This is a genomic window from Streptomyces aurantiogriseus, from assembly GCF_014649375.1.
GTDB classification, from domain to species: Bacteria; Actinomycetota; Actinomycetes; order Streptomycetales; family Streptomycetaceae; genus Streptomyces; species Streptomyces aurantiogriseus.
Genome location: NZ_BMSX01000013.1, coordinates 292,193 through 308,196 on the forward strand (window position 1 = coordinate 292,193; position 16,004 = coordinate 308,196).

The window sequence follows — 16,004 nt, forward strand, 5'->3', positions numbered from 1 at the left end:
GCCTGTCGCCCAGAACAGGAGTACCCATGCCGCAGATCACCGTCGACTACTCGGCCACGATGGCCCCCGCCTTCGACCAGGCCGCCTTCGCGCAGGCCCTGCACACCGCGGTGGTCGAGATCGCGGCCGCCAAGCCGGAGGCCTGCAAGACCCTCTTCCGCCGGGCCGAGTTCACCGCGTTCGGCTATGAGGACCCGGAAGAGGAGCGCCACGCGATCGTCCACGTCACGCTCGGGCTGCTGGCCGGACGCACCGACGAGACCAAGGCGAAGCTGACCGAAACCGTCCTGGAGCTGCTGCGCGAGCACGTGGAGGACGACGGGTTCACGCTGCACGCCTCCGCCGAGATCCGCGACCTCGACCCGTCGTACCGCAAGTACGAGAGCTGAGCTAGGACGCGAGGGCGATGAGCCGGGTCACCAGGTTGCCGAACGGCCCGTCGGCCGGCTCGTCGCCCAGCATGGGGCCCAGGAGCTTGCGCAGCTCCTCGTCGTTGGCGGCGCTCACCGCCATGAGGGCAGCGAAGTTCTGGACGAGCTGCACCTCCAGCTCCTCGCGCGGGATGCGCCGCCCGTCCAGCCAGATCAGCGCGGTGGACTCGGCGAGCGAGATCCAGGAGCGGACGACCAGCTCCAGGCGCGCGGGCGGATCGGCGATGGTCAGGTGCGACAGGATCTGTTCGTAGGCGGCCTGGCGTACGGAGTCGATGAGCGCGTTCGTGGTCGAGACGTGGCTTATCGAGTGGGCTGCGCCCACGGGGACCGCGGGGCCGCCGCGCATGAGGGCCGAGAAACCGGGGCCGTGCTTGTCGACGAAGTCGAAGTACCGGCGCATCACCCGCAGCAGCCGCGCCCCCAGCGGCCCCTCGTGCGGCTCCGCGAACCGGCCCGCGAGATCCTCCGACGCACGCTTCAACGCGGCTTCGTACAGGCTGAGTTTGCCGGGGAAGTAGTGGTAGACGAGCGGGCGCGAGATGCCCGCGGCCGCGGCTATGTCGTCGATGGAGACCTCGTCGGGCGAGCGACGGGCGAACAGTTCGAGGGCGACGCCGATCAACTGCTGCCGCCGCTCCTCGACTCCCATTCTGCGGCGAACCCCGGTAGTCATGCGAACACCTTACCGATCGAATCCGGACGCGAACGGACGGGATCAGCCACGGTGTTCGGCCGCGGGGTTCGGTCGTGGGGCGGGCCGCCGGCAAGGAAGGGGGAGGACGTCTCAGCGCAGACCGTTGATCGACCGGCCGCCCTCCAGCGTGCCCTCCAGGCCCGCCTGCGCCCCTTGCGTCGTCGGTACGGCCAGCAGGTTCCCCTGCGCCGAACCGCTCACCCCGCCCGTCGCCCGCACGAACCGCGTGTTCCTGTCGCCGGCGGCGAGGAGGTACCAGGAGCCGGCCTGCGACTTCCACAGCACCCCGGCCAGGACGTGCGGATCGCGCCGGCCACATGCCGGTACGTCCCCCGCCTTCGCCGTGACCGCCCCGAACAGCCCGCCCGGCGTGTGGAACTGGGCCAGGACCCGCGTGCCCTCGCCCCGCCAGGTCTCGGCCCGGGTGCACACCCACGCGGCCGACCCGCTCGCGTCGGGCAGCAACTGCCGTGCGAATCCCCAGGTGTTGACCGACCGCACGCCCTGGCCGCGTACGTCGGCCAGCGAGCAGGCGAACGGCGCCCAGGTGCTCAGCGCCTCCGCGCCCGTCGCCTCCTTCGGCGAGGTCGGCCGGCCCGCGGTGAGGTGGGCGGGGAGGAGTTCGCCGAGGTCGCTCAGCAGGGAGGAGCCGGAGGCGTCCGTCAGCTGCAGCACGTTCCAGGTGGTGCAGGCGCCGGTGTGGGTGGCGGGGCTGGCCAGCGGTGCGGTGATGCCGTCGGTCAGTGTCAGGTCCATCAGTCCGGCACCCGGCTTCGACAGGTCCCGCTCGGCCGCCTTCGTCACCCAGGGGGCCGTGAGATAGCGGACGTTGCCGTCGACACGGTCCAGGACCACCGCGGCCGCCTCGGCGCCGGTCGCGCCGTCCGCGCGCGCGAAGTCCAGGGCCGCCCCGGCCGTGCCGGTCCTCGGCTCGGCGTAGCGGGCGATGCGCAGACCGTCGTGGAGGATCACCACGCGCCCGGTGTCGACGTCGCCCGCGTAGAGGAGCTGGGGCGGGCCGGACGGGCCGCCGGTCGGGGTGCCCGGGGTGGCCGAGACGCGCACGGTCTCGCCGGGGCGGGCCCAGACGGCGAGGGCGCGGCGCAACAGCGCGCTGTCGCCGGTGAGGTCGCCGCGCGCGGGCCACACGGAGAAGTCGGTGCGGCCGGAGGTCTTCCAGGCGGCGGGGGATGCCTTCACCAGCCGCCCGGGGTCCAGGGCGGCCTCGGCCGCCGGGTTCTGCGCGTACACCGGGGCGGCCGCGCCGTCGGGACCCCAGCCGTCGCCGGGCAGGGTGACCAGGGCGCCGCACACGGCGAGGGCGGCCGCGGCGGCGAGCGCGGCCCGGGTGTGCCGACGGCGGCGCATCAGGTCGGTGGGGCGGGCCTGGAGCGAGCAGGGGTCGAACTCGGGGGAGTCGAGCAGCGTGTACCGCGCGGGGACCGTGTCGGCCTCGCACAGCGCCGCGTCCACGTGCTCGACGCCGGCCTCGGTCAGCACCTCGCGCACATCGCCGTCGGGGAGTTTCTCCAGGCCGCGCAGCACGTAGACGGCGCGGGCCGGGCCGGACAGGGCGGACAGCCGCTGGTCCAGGGCCAGTTCGTCGGCGCCGCCGGGTCGGGGGAAGAGACGCAGCCCCCACACCTGGGGGAGCAGCGGCGGCAGCTGGGACCGCTTCGGCCAGGCGCGGCGCTTCAGCGGCAGGCCCGCCTCCAGCGCCGTACGCACCACCTGGAGGCGGACATAGGCGTAGCCGGGGTCGCCGTCGCGGGCGGCCGACTGGGCGGGGATGACGGGGGCCGAGGCGCGGCCGCGGGGCAGGGCGCGCTGGGCGAGCGAGTGGGCGGCCAGGACCCGTCGGCTCCGGCCGAGGGCCGGTGGCAGCACCAGATAGGCGAGCCGGACGAGACGCGGGTAGTGCTCGACGAGCGCGGCCTCGGCCTGCTCGACATCGACGACCCGGTCGGTGGGGGAACCGGGTCCGGGGCGCGGGGCGACATCCTGTGACTGCACGTCCACCAGAACGAGCGAGCCCGGGGATGGTCACCCGGCGCCCGGACGGGTCAGCCCTCCGGCGCGACCAGCGCGCGGGCGTAGTTCGCCATCGACCGCTGGTAGCGCGGCAGATGGGGCGCCAGCGCCTCCAGCACGAGGGACAGGCCCTCGCGGTCGCGGCCGAGGCTCGACAGACACAGCGCGAGGGTCGCGCGTACGGCGTCGTCCAGTTCGTCGGACGGGGCGTCCAGTTCGGGCGTCAGCAGCTTGACGCCCTCCTCGGGCCGGCCGATGTTCCGCAGGGAGCTGGAGAGCTGGATCCTGGCGCGACGGCCCCTGTAGCCGTCGAGGCCGCGCGCCAGCGCCTCCCGGTAGAGCGGGACGGCCCGGTCCGAGTGGCCGGTCGAGTCCCAGGCGCAGGCCTGCTCGAACGGGCCCAACGCACTGCCCTCCGGGAGCTCCGCGACGAGCGCGTCGATCACGGCCCGGAAGTCCCCCGCCTCCGCCTCCGCGTAGTCGTCGAAGGTGGCCCAGGCCGCGGTCACGCGGTCTTCCCAGTCTTGGTTCACCGGCCCACCTTCGCACGGGCGTGCCCGCGGAGGCACCGGTATTTTGAGCGGACCGCATGCGGGAGCCGTATCCAGGACGAGGCTCTCGCAGGGAGGACAGATGAAGGTGACCCGATCGATGCTCGCGGTGGCCGGCGCCGCGGCGGCGCTGGTGCTGACCGGTTGCGGTGGCTCCGACGGGGGCACGCAGGCCGTCCCGGAGACGGCGACCGGCAGTCTTGAGCAGTTGGCCGCCGAGGTGGACTGCAAGCCCAACATGCAGACCGACGCCGACGAGATCCGCCAGGCCATCTGCAAGAACACCGACGGCAAGTTCATCCTGGTGACCTTCGCGACCGACCGCGGTCAGCGCGAGTGGATCAACGGGGCCAAGGATTACGGCGGTCACTACCTGGTCGGCCGCAAGTGGGTGGCCGTGGGTGAGACCAGCACCGTGACGGCGCTGCGGAGCACGCTCGGCGGCGACATCGAGGAGGGCACGGACCACTCCGCGCACGAGGGCTCGAACGAGCCTTCGGACGGCGCCACGCACTCCGGTCACTGAGTCACTGAACGCGGGCAACGCAAAGGCCGGCGGTGAGGATTTCTCACCGCCGGCCTTCAGCGTGGGGTCAGACCGTCACGCTCACTTGCAGTTCTTGCCGGTGTTGATGCAGTTGACCATCTTGTTCATCGTGTTCTGGGAGAAGAAGTTGATGAAGTCGTTGTGGTCGGTGATCGGCTTGTGCAGCTGCTCCGGGAAGGAGTCCACCGCGTACGGGTTCACGACCTGCCCGTTCTGGATCTTCGGGGCCGGGACGTTGTAGACCAGCCGGACCTGAAGCTGCGGGATCGCCTTGAAGCCGTTTGCGCAGGTGCCGTCGCCCTGGACGAAGGACACGTGCGTGCGGTGGTTGGCGCTGTCGATGTTCTGGCCGTCCCAGCAGCTCTGGAAGTTGGACACGCGCACCACCTGGCTGCCCTGCGGGCAGATCGGGTACTTGTCCTTCAGCTGCACCTTGTTCTCGAAGCCGGTGCAGCTCCAGTTCACGTTGGCGTTCGCGAGGCCGTTGACGAAGGACTTGGCGTCACCGGTGATGATGCGCAGGGCCGTCGGCATCGCGACGACGTTGCCCTTCTTGTTGCCGACGAACTTCAGCTGGGCCTGGGCGGGCTGGAGGATCCGGCCGACGTTGCCCTCCTTGCCACCACCGTCGTTGTTCTGGTCGAAGTCCTGCGTACCGTCCTGCAGACGCAGCACCGGCCAGAAGTACGACGACTTGTCGCCCTGGTTCTGGCAGCTGGTGCCGGCCGCGGCCAGCTCCTGGTCGCTTGCGAACGCGTCGTTGTTCTGGTTGCCGACGTAGTCGTGCAGGTGGTGCGCGCCGTTGGTGACACCGGGGGCGACGATCACGTTGTCCGTGTTGTGGTTGTCGTTGCCGTTGGTGCCGCAGTTCGTGGTGAAGCTGCCTCGCGAACCGCTGTTGCCGTTCGCGGCGAGGCCGTTCCCGCCCACGCCCAGTTGGTTGTTGTTCCCGGCCTGGGTGATGTCCACGAAGTCGGCCGCCACCGGGCCGTTGCCGCCCTGGCCGCCGTTGCCCTGCTGCTGGCCACCGTTCTGCTGGCCACCGTTCTGCTGGCCGCCGTTCTGCTGGCCACCGTTCTGCTGGCCGCCGTTCTGCTGCTGGCCGCCCTGCTGCTGGCCGCCGTTCTGCTGCTGGCCGCCGTTCTGCCCGCCGGCGTTGGTCTGCGCGGCCCCCTGCGTGGTGCAGGCCGCCAACTGGCTCAGGTTCTGGGCCTGGCCACCGACGCGCTGGATGTTGATGCGGATCCGGTCGATCGCGGCGGCCCGCTTGTCCTTGAGGGGGCCGACGATCGCGTTCTGCACGAAGCCCGAGTCGTTGGCCTGTGCCTGGCGCGTGGAGGCGAGCCGGGCGTAGGCCTCGGTGATCTGCTTGTCCAGCAGCGCCAGCTCCCTGTCGACGCCCTGGCGCGCCTTCTGAGGCACGTTCGTCAGCTTCTGGCCGACGTCGGGGCAGGCGATGGTGGCGACCTGTCCGGCGGCGGCCTTGACCTGGTTCTGCGAGTTCTTGGACTCGCCCGCCGAAGCGTAGAAGTTCGCCCAGATCAGCCCGCCCCCACCGAGCGCTAGGGCCGCCGATGCAGCCACGGCCTTCGTGGCCATCGACGAACGGCGTTTACGTGTGTTGCGTCCCATGGAACTCCTCTGACTTCCTTGCGGGGCAGCATCGAGGCGCCCGACAGGAGTGAAGCGGCGTCTTCCCATACGCACGTCGCCCCAGAGGTGTTCAGCCGTCTCGGAAATTGATGAGAGGTTCGTAGAACAATTCGGTCCCAACGCCCGCACAGGTGACGTCATCAACACCCGTATCAGCCAAGCGAGTTACGTAGATCACCTGTCCCGGTCCAGGTACGCGAGCACCGCCAGCACACGCCGGTTGTCGTCGTCCGAGACCTCCAGGCCCAGCTTGGTGAAGATGTTGGCGGTGTGCTTCGCCACGGCCCGCTCCGTGACGACCAGTCTGGACGCGATCGCCGCGTTCGACCGGCCTTGTGCCATCAGTTCCAGTACCTCGAGCTCGCGCGGCGTCAGCCGGGCCAGCGGCCGGTCGTCGCCGCGCCGGGCGAGCAGCTGCTGGATCACCTGCGGGTCCATCGCCGTACCGCCCGCCGCGACCCGCCGTACGGCGTCCACGAACTGTTCCGCGTCGAAGACCCGGTCCTTGAGCAGGTAGCCCACCCCGCCGGTGCCGTCGGCGAGCAGCTCGCGCGCGTACAGCTGCTCCACGTGCTGGGACAGGACCAGCACCGGGAGGCCGGGCCGTTCGCGGCGGGCCCGCAGCGCGCACTGCAGGCCCTCGTCGGTGTGGGTCGGCGGAAGCCGGACGTCGACCACGGCGATGTCCGGCTTCAGTTCGGCGAGGGCCTGTTCCAGCTCGGGCCCGCTCTCCACGGCGGCGGCCATCTCGAAGTCGTAGGCCTCCAGGAGCCGGACGAGCCCGTCCCGCAGCAGGAACAGGTCTTCGGCTAGGACAACACGCACGGGATCTCCATGGTCACCATGGTGGGACCGCCCGCTGGGGAGCTGACGGCCAGGACGCCGTCGAATGTACCGAGCCGCCGCTCGACGCCGGTCAGCCCCGAACCGGTGCCGACGGCCGCGCCGCCCTTGCCGTTGTCCGTGACGGAGATCCGCAGATGCCCGTCGGCGTGGTGCAGGTCGATCCAGATCCGGTCGGCGCCGGAGTGCTTCACGGCGTTGGTGAGCACCTCGCTCACCGCGAAGTAGGCGGCCGACTCCACGGGCGCGTCCGCCCGCCCGGCCAGCTCCACCGTCACCTCGGTCGGCGTCGGCAGCCGCAGCGCCAACGCCCGTACGGCGTCGCCCAGTCCGCGCTCGGCCAGCACCGGCGGATGGATGCCGCGCACCAGGTCACGGAGTTCGGCGAGAGCGTCGGCGGAGGACCGGCGGGCGTGCGCGAGGAGCTGCTTGGCCTTCTCCGGGTCCTTGTCGACGAGCATCTCGACGGTGCCGAGGTCCATGCCCACCGCGACCAGGCGGGCCTGGGCGCCGTCGTGCAGATCGCGCTCGATGCGCCGTAGTTCGGCGGCCGAGGTGTCCACCGCGTCCCGCCTGGTCTCGGTCAACACCCGCACGCGCTCGGCGAGTTCGCTCTCGCTGGGGCTGAGCACGGCCCGGGTGAGCCGGAAGTGGACATGGAACAGGGTGACGGCGTAGCGGTGCGCGACGATGAGGACCACGGCGGCCAGGGCGGCCGCGCCGAACGCGGACGTCTGGTCGCTGACCGGCACGAAGCCGTACCAGTACGGCCCGTACTCGACGTACGGTCCGCCCGTCATGGTCCGCCACAGCCCGGCCGCCAGTGCGAACCCCTCCAGCGGGTAGAGAACCAGGACGGCGGGCAGCAGCGCCGTCAGGAACCCCGCCGTCATGTCCACCGGCAGCCACCGCAGGTCCCGCCAGGTCGCCGGGTCCCGCAGCATGGTGAAGGTCCGCGTCCAGGGGTTGGCGTCCTCGGGTGTCGGGCGGTACGCCGCCGGGATGCGCACCCCGCCCCACTCGGCGGCGAGCACCCGCCGCCGGTTCGCGAAGGTCCGCACCCCGGTCAGCACCCACGGTGTGGTGACGAGGCCGACGCCGATGGGGATGAGGGCGATGGACACGAGAGTGAGGGTGAAGCACAGCACGGCCAGCGGCAGGGACACCACGGCCAGCACGAACCCCCGTCCGGCGGCGCGCAGCATCCCCCGAGCCTTAGAACCGCCGCTGTCGTTCTGCGTGTTGGTGTTCATGGCGTCAGTCTGGACGAGCCGCCGGGCGGGGTCACTGGCCCGAAGCCCCCGGTCAGGGGGTGGTGGCAGGTACACCCCCGGAGGCACCGGACCCCTCCGCGGCCGCCGCGAGCACCTTCGCCTCCACCTCCGGGTCCAGGCCCTTGCAGGTCCGGTCGGGGCGCTGGGGCGCGGTGCCGCCGATGTCCTGGAGCCATGCCCAGGTGTCGGCGACGGTCTCCTCGACGGGCCGGCAGGCCAGCCCGGTCGCCACCGCCCGCGAGACATCGGCGGAGTGCAGGGCGTCGTGCAGGTCGCTGCCCGGCGGCACCCACACGGGCAGCTGCGTCCACGGCTCCACACCCGCGTCGAGGATCACCTGCGGTTCGGTCCAGCGCAGTTCGGCCGCCGCACCGGTGACCCGCACGCAGGTGTCCAGGAACTCGCCCATGGTTGTGTGCCCCTGAGGGCTCATCAGGTTGTACGGCCCGCTCAGCTCCTGCTCCACCGCCCCCAGGATCCACTCGGCGAGATCGCGCACGTCGACGTACTGCAGGGGCAGCTCACGCGGACCCGGCGCCAGGACCGGGCCGCCCCGGGCGATCCGGGTCAGCCACCAGGGCAGCCGGCCGACGTTCTCGTACGGGCCGAGAAGCAGCCCGGCCCGTACGAGCAGGGAGTGCTCCGCGCCGAAGGCGTCGACCGCGGCCAGCTCGCCGCCCCGCTTGTCCCGGGCGTATTCGGTCTGCTCGGCGTCGGCCTCGGCGCCCTCGACCAGGGGCGCGTCCTCGGCGTACCCGGCGGGCGGCGCCCACGCGTACACCGAGCAGCTCGACACGTACACGTACCGGCGGGCGCGGCCCCGCAGCTGCCGCGCCGCCTCGAGCACCGGGCGCGGGGCCGACGACCAGGTGTCGACGACCGCGTCCCACTCGCCCTCGGCGAGGGCGGCGAGCCCGTCGGGCGCGGTGCGGTCGCCGACCAGCGACCGCGTCCCGGGGACGGGCGTGTGCCGCCCCCGGTTGAGGACTGTCACCTCCCAGCCGCGCCCGAGGGCCGCCTCGACGACGGCCCGCCCCGCGAACTCCGTACCACCCAGCACCAGAAGTCTCATACCGACAGACTCTGCCCGGTGCGGGCGCGGCACGGAAGCGTGCTCTGCCGACGGCAGAGGACCGGTCAACGGCCGGTCGGCGGGGTGTACTTGTAGCCGACCCGGCGCACCGTCTGGATCGTCTGGCGGTGCCGCGCGCCCAGCTTCCGGCGCAGCCGGGCGATGTGGACGTCGACCGTGCGGCCGTCGCCCACATGCCCGTAGCCCCAGACGGTGGTGACGAGCTGGTCGCGTGTGTGCACCCGGTGCGGATGGGCGACGAGGTGCGCGAGCAGCTCGAACTCCAGGTAGGTCAGGTCGAGTTCACGCCCCTCCACCCACGCGGTGCGCTGCACGGTGTCGATCCGCACGAGCGGCGCGTCGGCGTCGTCGGTGTCCTCGGCCGCCCCGGTGTCCGGCTGCTCGGGCACCGCCACCGGCAGGAACGGCGGCTGCTGGTCGGCGGGGACGAGCACCAGGTAGCCGATCATCGGCGGCTGGCCGGGCAGGGTGGGCAGGGCGTGCTGGGGAGCGGGCAGCCAGGTGGCGCCCGGCGGCAGCAGGTCCGCGACCTCCACCACCTCGTCCCGGTCCACTGCCCGCAGACGGTGACGGGAGGGGCCGGACGAGGTGGTGAGGGAAGCGGCGGAGAGAGAACGAGTGGTCGCCATGAGAGGTCAGCTCTTTCGCGAGGAGTTCGTCGGGCTGGGCGACGGCCGCGATGTGTGGTCGGGCTCGTCGAGGGACGTACGTCGTTCGCGTCGGCCGAAGGCCGGGGTACGGCTTTAGAGGGCCGGCGCGTTCATCGCGCGGCAACACACCCGGTCGAAGTCGTGGTGCTGACGGGAAGGCCAGAAGGGCTCGAGGTCATGGCGACCCGTCGCGGAGTGCTTCTGGAAGCTGGCCATGGGCCCATTGAAGCAGACACCTGCGGGTGACAGGAGACTTCTCTCACTGCTTGGACGTCCGCTGGGACCTTTGCTTGGTCGTTCGCTGGGACCTTTGCTTGGTCGTCTGCTTGGTGTGAAGCCGGCGTCAGCCGAGGATGCGGGCGGTCTCCAGCAGGTTCCGTCGGGATCCTCCAGGAGCCGGTCGGTGACCGTGCCCCTTCAGGGCGAGCCGGGCCGGCCGCGGCACCGCACGCGCGGCCGCCTCGGCGAGGTCGTCCTCCTGCCACGCCGCGCAGGACAGCCGGTTCATCGCCTCCTCGCGCACGTCCGCGTCCGTGGACTCCATCGCCCGCAGCAGCCCGGACACGTCCCCCGCCGAGCCGTGCGCCCGTACCTGTTCCACCCCGTCGGTCCCCATGGCGGCGCACGATACGCAGAAGGGGCGCCCGCCGAGCCGGCGGGCGCCCCTTTCCGGGAAGAACCGGGGATCAGACCTGGCCGGCCTTCTCCAGCGCGGAGCAGCAGGTGTCCACCAGCAGGCGGGTCACCACGTACGGGTCGACGTTGGCGTTCGGACGGCGGTCCTCGATGTAGCCCTTGCCGTCCTTCTCGACCTGCCACGGGATACGGACCGAGGCACCACGGTTGGAGACGCCGTAGGAGTACTCGTTCCACGGGGCGGTCTCGTGCAGACCGGTCAGGCGGTCGTCGATGCCGGCGCCGTAGTTCTTGACGTGGTCGAGCGGCTTGGAGCCCTCACCGAGCGACTCGCACGCGGTGATGATCGCGTCGTAGCCCTCGCGCATCGCCTTCGTGGAGAAGTTGGTGTGCGCGCCGGCGCCGTTCCAGTCGCCCTTGACCGGCTTGGGGTCGAGGGTGGCGGAGACGCCGAAGTCCTCGGCGGTGCGGTAGAGCAGCCAGCGGGCCACCCACAGCTGGTCGGAGACCTCCAGCGGGGACAGCGGGCCGACCTGGAACTCCCACTGGCCGGGCATGACCTCGGCGTTGATGCCGGAGATGCCGAGGCCGGCCTTCAGGCAGTTGTCGAGGTGGGCCTCGACGACGTCACGGCCGAAGATCTCGTCGGCGCCGACGCCGCAGTAGTAGCCGCCCTGCGGGGCCGGGAAGCCACCCTTGGGGAAGCCGAGCGGGTAGCCGTCCTTGAAGAAGGTGTACTCCTGCTCGATGCCGAAGATCGGCTCCTGGGCGGCGAACTTCTCGGCGACCTCGGTCAGCGCGGCACGGGTGTTGCTGGCGTGCGGGGTGAAGTCGATGTTCAGGACCTCGCACAGGACCAGGATGTCGTCGCCGCCGCGGATCGGGTCCGGGCAGGAGAAGACCGGCTTGAGCACGCAGTCCGAGGCGTGGCCCTCGGCCTGGTTGGTGGAGGACCCGTCGAAGCCCCAGATCGGCAGCTCGGCACCCTTGGCGTCGTCGGAGAGGATCTTCGTCTTCGAACGCAGCTTGGCCGTCGGCTCGGTGCCGTCGATCCAGATGTACTCAGCCTTGAAGCTCACGGGCCACATCCTTCGGGGGTGGGTCTAGGCGCGTATTGCGGGTGCTGCGGCGCTGCGGCACTGGGGCGCCGCGGTTGTTTGCCCGGCAGCCTGTCAACAGGCGATTTCCCGATCATTGCCCGAGTGTGAACCCCGTGTTACCTGGTGGTGCAGTGGTGCGCCTCACGCTGTGAGGGCCCCGGCCCGGCCCGAAGTTGCCGTTCGCGGTCGCAGACGGGCGCGTGCACGCGCGCGTACGGCGACTCGTATGCGATGGGAATGACCGGGGGCCGGCCGGGCACGGCGACAGGGGCGGCGGGGGACGCCCGGGCCGCGCCGGCCCTCAGTCCGCCTCGGCCGCCGCCTCCCGTACGCCGTCCAGGAAGCTCCGGATCGCCGCCAGCTCCCGCTCGTCGTGGCCCCGCAGCAGCTCCACCACCCGCCCGATGAGCGGCCCGAAGAAGGCCTGGCCGAGCTCCACGGCCCGCTCGTCCACCTCGACGACCACCCGCCGCCGGTCCGTCCGGCCGCGCACCCGCCGCACATGACCGGCGCGCTCCAGGCGGTCGATGACGGCGGTCGTCCCGGCCGAGTTCAGCCCGAGCGTCCCGCCGAGCCGCCCCGCGGACATCTCCTCGCCCGCCCGCCGCGCGTCCATGAGCGCGATCAGCGCACGGACATCGGTCGGATGCATGCCGTTGCGGTTCGCGAACCGGGCGCTGTGCAGGCTCAGCTCGACCGTCACCGCCCGCAGCAGGTGGACGATCTCCATTTCCGGACCTTCGGCTGCCATGCGGTGCTCCTCCGCGGTTATCATCTCGCTCATCGAACATCTCGCTGAGCGAGATAATAGGGGAGGCGTGATGCCTGCGTACGACAGTGCCGCTTTTCAGGCGGCCTACGACAAGGTCATGGCCAAGTGGCCCGCCGACCGGGAGGCGGTGACCGTCCCCACGCCCTTCGGCCCGGCGTACGTCAACGTCTGCGGCCCGCGCGACGCGGCCCCGCTGGTGCTCCTCCCGGGAGGCGGGGGAGCGACATCGGCGTCCTGGTACGCGCAGGCGGGGGAATTGGGGCGGGAGCGGCGGGTGTGCGCCGTCGATCTGGCCGGTGCGGCGGGGCGGAGCCGGACAGAGGGGGGACGGGCGCCGCGGACGGTCACGGACCTCGTCGTCTGGCTGGACGCCGTCCTCGACGGCCTCGGCATCCGGGAGGCGTCCCTGGGCGGGCACTCGTACGGCGCCTGGATCGCCCTGCACTACGCCCTGCGCGCGCCCGGCCGCGTGCGCCGTCTGTTCCTCCTCGACCCGACCCAGTGCTTCGCCGGGTACCGGGCGGCGTACCTGCTCCACGCCCTGCCGATGTTGCTGCGGCCCACTCCGCGCCGGGTGCGGGCCTTTCTGGAGTGGGAGACCGGGATGGGGGTCCCTCCCACTCATGGGGGTCCCCCCGCTCGAGCGAAGCCGAGGGTGGGGGAGGGGCCGAGGGTGGGGGAGGAGCCGAGAGTGGGGGAGGGCCTCGACCCCGACTGGCTGCGTCTCCAGGAGGCGGCCGCGGGCTTCCCGTCCGCGAAACCGGTGACCGGCCCGCGTCCGGCGCCGGAGGCGCTGCGGGCCCTGGACACGCCGGTCCTGCTGCTCGTGGCCGCGAACAGCAGGACCCATGACACGTACGAGGTGACGGCTCGGGCGGGCGAGGTGCTACGGGACGCTGTGACAGCCGTCCTGCCGGACGTGTCCCATCACGCGCTGCCGCACGCCGCGCCCCCCGAACTGGGCCGCCGCCTCAGGGAGTTTCTCGTCTGAGCGTCACCCCACCTTCTCGATCACGGCCCGGCGGATCAGGAACTTGCCGGGCTCACGGACCTGTTCGAAGGCCGCGTTGTTCAGCAGCACGCAGCTGCCGGAGACCGAGGTCACCTCGACCGTCGTGGACTTGTTGTTGTCCAGGTTGGTGACCTTCAGCTTCGTCCCCGCCGGGAACTGGTTGCTGGACGCGGCCGGGGCACCCCCCTCGCCGGAGAGGGTGACGGTGGAGCCGTTGCAGACCTGCTGGCCGGAGGCGGCGCCGCCGCCGGTGTTCCCGGCGTCACCGGTGTTTCCGGTGTCCCCGGCATTCCCGGTGCCTGCGGTGTTCCCGGTGTCTCCGGTGTTCCCGGCGGGGGCGCTCTGAGCCGGCGGCTGGGCGGGCTGCGCCGGCTGCGTCGCCTGGGAGCCCTGAGCCGACTCCCCAACGACGCACCCGGACGCCTTCTGCTGCACCTTGATCTGCTCGATGACGGCCTCACGGTTGGTGATCCGGGCCGCGGACTGCGCGTCCGGGTTGGCCCGTTGGCCGTCGATGAACCGCTGGTTGTTGCCGAGGGCGGTGGCGAGACCCTGGCAGACGGACGACTCGGCGGCCGTCTGCGGGGACTGCGCGGCGTTCGACGTGGCCGCCATGACGAAGGCACCGCCTCCCGCCACCGTCGCGGCGCTCACCAACAGGGCGAGCTTCTTCTTCGTACTGAGAGTTCTCCTGCGCGACATGCGCGCCTCCTGAGAGGTAGGGGAGCGTACGCCGCTATGTACGAGATACCGAACGAGGTTACTCATCGGTTACAGGAGTAAACTCAAGTGACGTGCGCCACAAAGGAGTTGGCTCGTGTTACTCCTCCCCGGTGTTTCCGTCCTCGTACGCCACCACCGTGTCGTTGACGTGCTGCAGCAACCCCTCGGTCTGGGCGGTGAGTTCGGCCTCCCCGGTCTCGGCGCCGTCGCCCCACTGGCCGTTGGCGAACACCACCGAGCGGACGGTCATCAGCCGCCGGAAGACCCCGGCCGAGCCGGGCGGCACCGTCGGCAGACCGGCCTGCGGGGGCGGGTCGAGCGAGACCACCTGGTAGGTGACCGGGTCCATGGAGGCCATCATGAACACGCGCGAGGCGTCCTCGACCCGCGCGAAACTCAGCACGGACACCGTGACCTGTGAGCGCCGGTCGGCGTCCGTGAACAGCGCGGCCGTCAACCGGGAGCACTCCTCGCCCTGTTCGATCAGCTCCGCGAGCTCCGGGGACATGCCCCGGGCGCAGTCGGTGGTGGTCGCGAGGTCCACGCGCGTGTACCGGGAGCCGTCCTTCAGCCGGACGACCGTCCGCGGGAACGCCTGCTCCGGGCGGATGACCGGCCGGGAGAGCAGGGAGGGCAGGACGCTCGGGGCGTCGGAGGGGAGGCCGACGTCGACGGAGGGGACGGCCGGGCCCGAGGGCGAGGCCGAGACGGTCGTGGTCGCCGGCTGAGCGGCCGACGCGGGCTCGCCGCCGTCGTCCCCGCCCGTCGTCATCATCAGCGCGCCGGCGGCGATGGCGGCTACGAGGACGACGCCGGCCCCGGCGGCGACCGCCCGTCGGGTCCGCCGGCGCCTGCGTATCCGCTCCTGCTCGGCTGCGAACTGGGCGTAGGGGTCGGGTGGTGCCGTGGTCGGTCCGTACGGGAATCCTTGATCACCGAAGGTCATGGCCGCGGAGGGTAACAGCGCCGGACGCCTCGACTCCCCTCGACCGACAAACCATTGCCCACCGGACTAACGAGACAAGGCGTCCCGTACGGCCTCCTCCGTGCGGGCCACGACCGCCGTGCCGTCGTCGGCGGTGATGATCGGGCGCTGGATGAGCTTGGGATGCTCGGCGAGGGCCGCGATCCAGCGCTCGCGCGCGGAGGCGTCCCGCGGCCACTCCTTCAGGCCCAACTCCTTGGCCACGGCCTCCTGGATGCGGGTGATGTCCCACGGCTCCAGGTTCAGACGGTCGAGTACGTCCCTGATCTCGTCCTCGCTCGGTACGTCCTCCAGGTAGCGGCGGACGGTGTAGTCGGCGCCCTCGGCGTCGAGCAGGCTGAGGGCGCTGCGGCACTTGGAACAGGCCGGGTTGATCCAGATCTCCATGCGGATCACGGTAGCCCGAGGGCGTCGAGGTGCCCGGAAACCCGTTCTTCCCGTGCGTCACTGCGACCCCGAAAGCCCTTGTGGCCAGGGGCTTTTGTCAGTGGGGGGCAGTAGAATAGAAGCAGTGTTCGAGGGTTCCGCCGGAGGTTCCGGGTCGGGGCCCTGACCGCGACAGGAGGATGCCTGTGCCCGCTGCCGCACTCAAGCAGAAGCCGCTGCCGACCCAGTCCACCGCGAAGCGTCCCGTCCAACTCGACCTGCCCTACGCGCCCATGGAGAAGCGGCCGCTGCCGGCCGGGCGTCCGCGCGAGTGGTACGTCTCGCACAACCGCCGCCTCAAGGCGATGCGCCTCGCCATCGCCCTCCTCGACTCGGGCGTCTACCTGCCCAACCAGGCCCGCAACGAGAAGATCCGCGACACGGCCCAACTGATCGGCGTCCACCCGCCGTCGGACACGACGTGCCACATGGTGCGGGCGCTGATGCGTTACTCGAGGTGAGCGGGGTGCCGGGTGCCGTCCGTCTGTACGGCACCCGGCTCTGCGGCGCCGTCGACTGGGGGCTCCGCCCCCAGCCCCCCGGCCCGTCGCCCACCCACCCACCCGCCCGTCTCGGTCGG

18 protein-coding genes are annotated in these 16,004 nt (G+C 71.6%); 4 read left to right on the plus strand and 14 right to left on the minus strand.

The genetic code is table 11. The features are described 5' to 3' along the window. Positions 1 to 26 precede the first annotated feature (26 nt). A complete protein-coding gene (locus tag IE263_RS27040; RefSeq protein ID WP_189940389.1) occupies positions 27 to 389 on the plus strand; it encodes a 5-carboxymethyl-2-hydroxymuconate Delta-isomerase in 363 nt (120 codons plus the stop codon). 1 nt (position 390) lies between these two features. Here IE263_RS27040 and IE263_RS27045 read toward each other — a convergent pair whose 3' ends face one another. The 3 genes from IE263_RS27045 to IE263_RS27055 all read right to left on the minus strand — a co-directional run bounded on the left by IE263_RS27045 (position 391) and on the right by IE263_RS27055 (position 3,692). Further along, positions 391 to 1,107 (minus strand): TetR/AcrR family transcriptional regulator, encoded by a 717-nt coding sequence (locus IE263_RS27045; RefSeq protein ID WP_189940390.1) that lies wholly within the window; start codon positions 1,105 to 1,107, stop codon positions 391 to 393. A 111-nt stretch (positions 1,108 to 1,218) separates the two neighbouring features. Beyond that, positions 1,219 to 3,141: a SigE family RNA polymerase sigma factor gene (locus IE263_RS27050; protein WP_189940425.1), complete on the minus strand. Its 1,923-nt coding sequence runs from the start codon at positions 3,139 to 3,141 to the stop codon at positions 1,219 to 1,221. A gap of 50 nt (positions 3,142 to 3,191) precedes the next feature. Beyond that, positions 3,192 to 3,692, minus strand: coding sequence for a tetratricopeptide repeat protein (locus tag IE263_RS27055; protein WP_189940391.1), 501 nt, complete (start codon positions 3,690 to 3,692; stop codon positions 3,192 to 3,194). 100 nt (positions 3,693 to 3,792) lie between these two features. On the opposite strand from IE263_RS27055, the gene IE263_RS27060 reads away from it, so the two are divergent. Beyond that, positions 3,793 to 4,236, plus strand: coding sequence for a hypothetical protein (locus IE263_RS27060; RefSeq protein ID WP_189940392.1), 444 nt, complete (start codon positions 3,793 to 3,795; stop codon positions 4,234 to 4,236). 81 nt (positions 4,237 to 4,317) lie between these two features. Here the strand turns inward: IE263_RS27060 and IE263_RS27065 are convergent, their stop codons facing one another. The 8 genes from IE263_RS27065 to IE263_RS27100 form a co-directional block, all read right to left on the minus strand. After that, the gene (locus IE263_RS27065; protein WP_189940393.1) at positions 4,318 to 5,889 is read right to left on the minus strand and encodes a DUF1996 domain-containing protein; all 1,572 of its coding nucleotides are present in this window, start codon (positions 5,887 to 5,889) and stop codon (positions 4,318 to 4,320) included. Positions 5,890 to 6,084: 195 nt separating this feature from the next. Next, positions 6,085 to 6,735 carry a LuxR C-terminal-related transcriptional regulator gene (locus tag IE263_RS27070; RefSeq protein ID WP_189940394.1) on the minus strand — a complete coding sequence of 217 codons (651 nt, stop codon included), beginning with the start codon at positions 6,733 to 6,735 and terminating at the stop codon, positions 6,085 to 6,087. Continuing rightward, positions 6,720 to 8,006: a sensor histidine kinase gene (locus IE263_RS27075; RefSeq protein WP_189940395.1), complete on the minus strand. Its 1,287-nt coding sequence runs from the start codon at positions 8,004 to 8,006 to the stop codon at positions 6,720 to 6,722. Before IE263_RS27075 ends, IE263_RS27070 begins: the two co-directional genes overlap by 16 nt. Before the next feature lie 52 nt (positions 8,007 to 8,058). Continuing rightward, the gene (locus IE263_RS27080) at positions 8,059 to 9,099 is read right to left on the minus strand and encodes an NAD-dependent epimerase/dehydratase family protein (protein ID WP_189940396.1); all 1,041 of its coding nucleotides are present in this window, start codon (positions 9,097 to 9,099) and stop codon (positions 8,059 to 8,061) included. A gap of 65 nt (positions 9,100 to 9,164) precedes the next feature. Continuing rightward, positions 9,165 to 9,749: a winged helix-turn-helix domain-containing protein gene (locus IE263_RS27085; RefSeq protein WP_189940397.1), complete on the minus strand. Its 585-nt coding sequence runs from the start codon at positions 9,747 to 9,749 to the stop codon at positions 9,165 to 9,167. Positions 9,750 to 10,113: 364 nt separating this feature from the next. After that, the gene (locus tag IE263_RS27090) at positions 10,114 to 10,386 is read right to left on the minus strand and encodes a hypothetical protein (RefSeq protein WP_189940398.1); all 273 of its coding nucleotides are present in this window, start codon (positions 10,384 to 10,386) and stop codon (positions 10,114 to 10,116) included. Between the two features lie 70 nt (positions 10,387 to 10,456). Beyond that, positions 10,457 to 11,485 carry a glutamine synthetase gene (glnII, locus tag IE263_RS27095; protein ID WP_189940399.1) on the minus strand — a complete coding sequence of 343 codons (1,029 nt, stop codon included), beginning with the start codon at positions 11,483 to 11,485 and terminating at the stop codon, positions 10,457 to 10,459. A 322-nt stretch (positions 11,486 to 11,807) separates the two neighbouring features. Further along, entirely contained in the window at positions 11,808 to 12,257 is a 450-nt protein-coding gene (locus IE263_RS27100) for a MarR family transcriptional regulator (protein WP_189940400.1), read from the minus strand. A gap of 70 nt (positions 12,258 to 12,327) precedes the next feature. Here IE263_RS27100 and IE263_RS27105 point away from each other — a divergent pair, with 70 nt between their 5' ends. Then, positions 12,328 to 13,269 carry an alpha/beta fold hydrolase gene (locus tag IE263_RS27105; RefSeq protein WP_189940401.1) on the plus strand — a complete coding sequence of 314 codons (942 nt, stop codon included), beginning with the start codon at positions 12,328 to 12,330 and terminating at the stop codon, positions 13,267 to 13,269. Between the two features lie 3 nt (positions 13,270 to 13,272). Here the strand turns inward: IE263_RS27105 and IE263_RS27110 are convergent, their stop codons facing one another. From IE263_RS27110 to IE263_RS27120, 3 genes are all read right to left on the minus strand, one after another. Continuing rightward, complete coding sequence (locus IE263_RS27110; RefSeq protein WP_189940402.1) at positions 13,273 to 13,992, minus strand: SCO2207 family protein; 720 nt, start codon at positions 13,990 to 13,992, stop codon at positions 13,273 to 13,275. Between the two features lie 118 nt (positions 13,993 to 14,110). Continuing rightward, positions 14,111 to 14,959 (minus strand): hypothetical protein, encoded by an 849-nt coding sequence (locus IE263_RS27115; RefSeq protein WP_189940403.1) that lies wholly within the window; start codon positions 14,957 to 14,959, stop codon positions 14,111 to 14,113. A gap of 66 nt (positions 14,960 to 15,025) precedes the next feature. Then, positions 15,026 to 15,385: an ArsC/Spx/MgsR family protein gene (locus IE263_RS27120; RefSeq protein WP_189940404.1), complete on the minus strand. Its 360-nt coding sequence runs from the start codon at positions 15,383 to 15,385 to the stop codon at positions 15,026 to 15,028. Between the two features lie 185 nt (positions 15,386 to 15,570). Between IE263_RS27120 and IE263_RS27125 the strand changes: the two genes are divergently transcribed. After that, on the plus strand, positions 15,571 to 15,885 hold the full coding sequence (locus IE263_RS27125) for a hypothetical protein (RefSeq protein ID WP_189940405.1): 315 nt from the start codon (positions 15,571 to 15,573) through the stop codon (positions 15,883 to 15,885). The last annotated feature ends 119 nt before the right edge of the window (positions 15,886 to 16,004 follow it).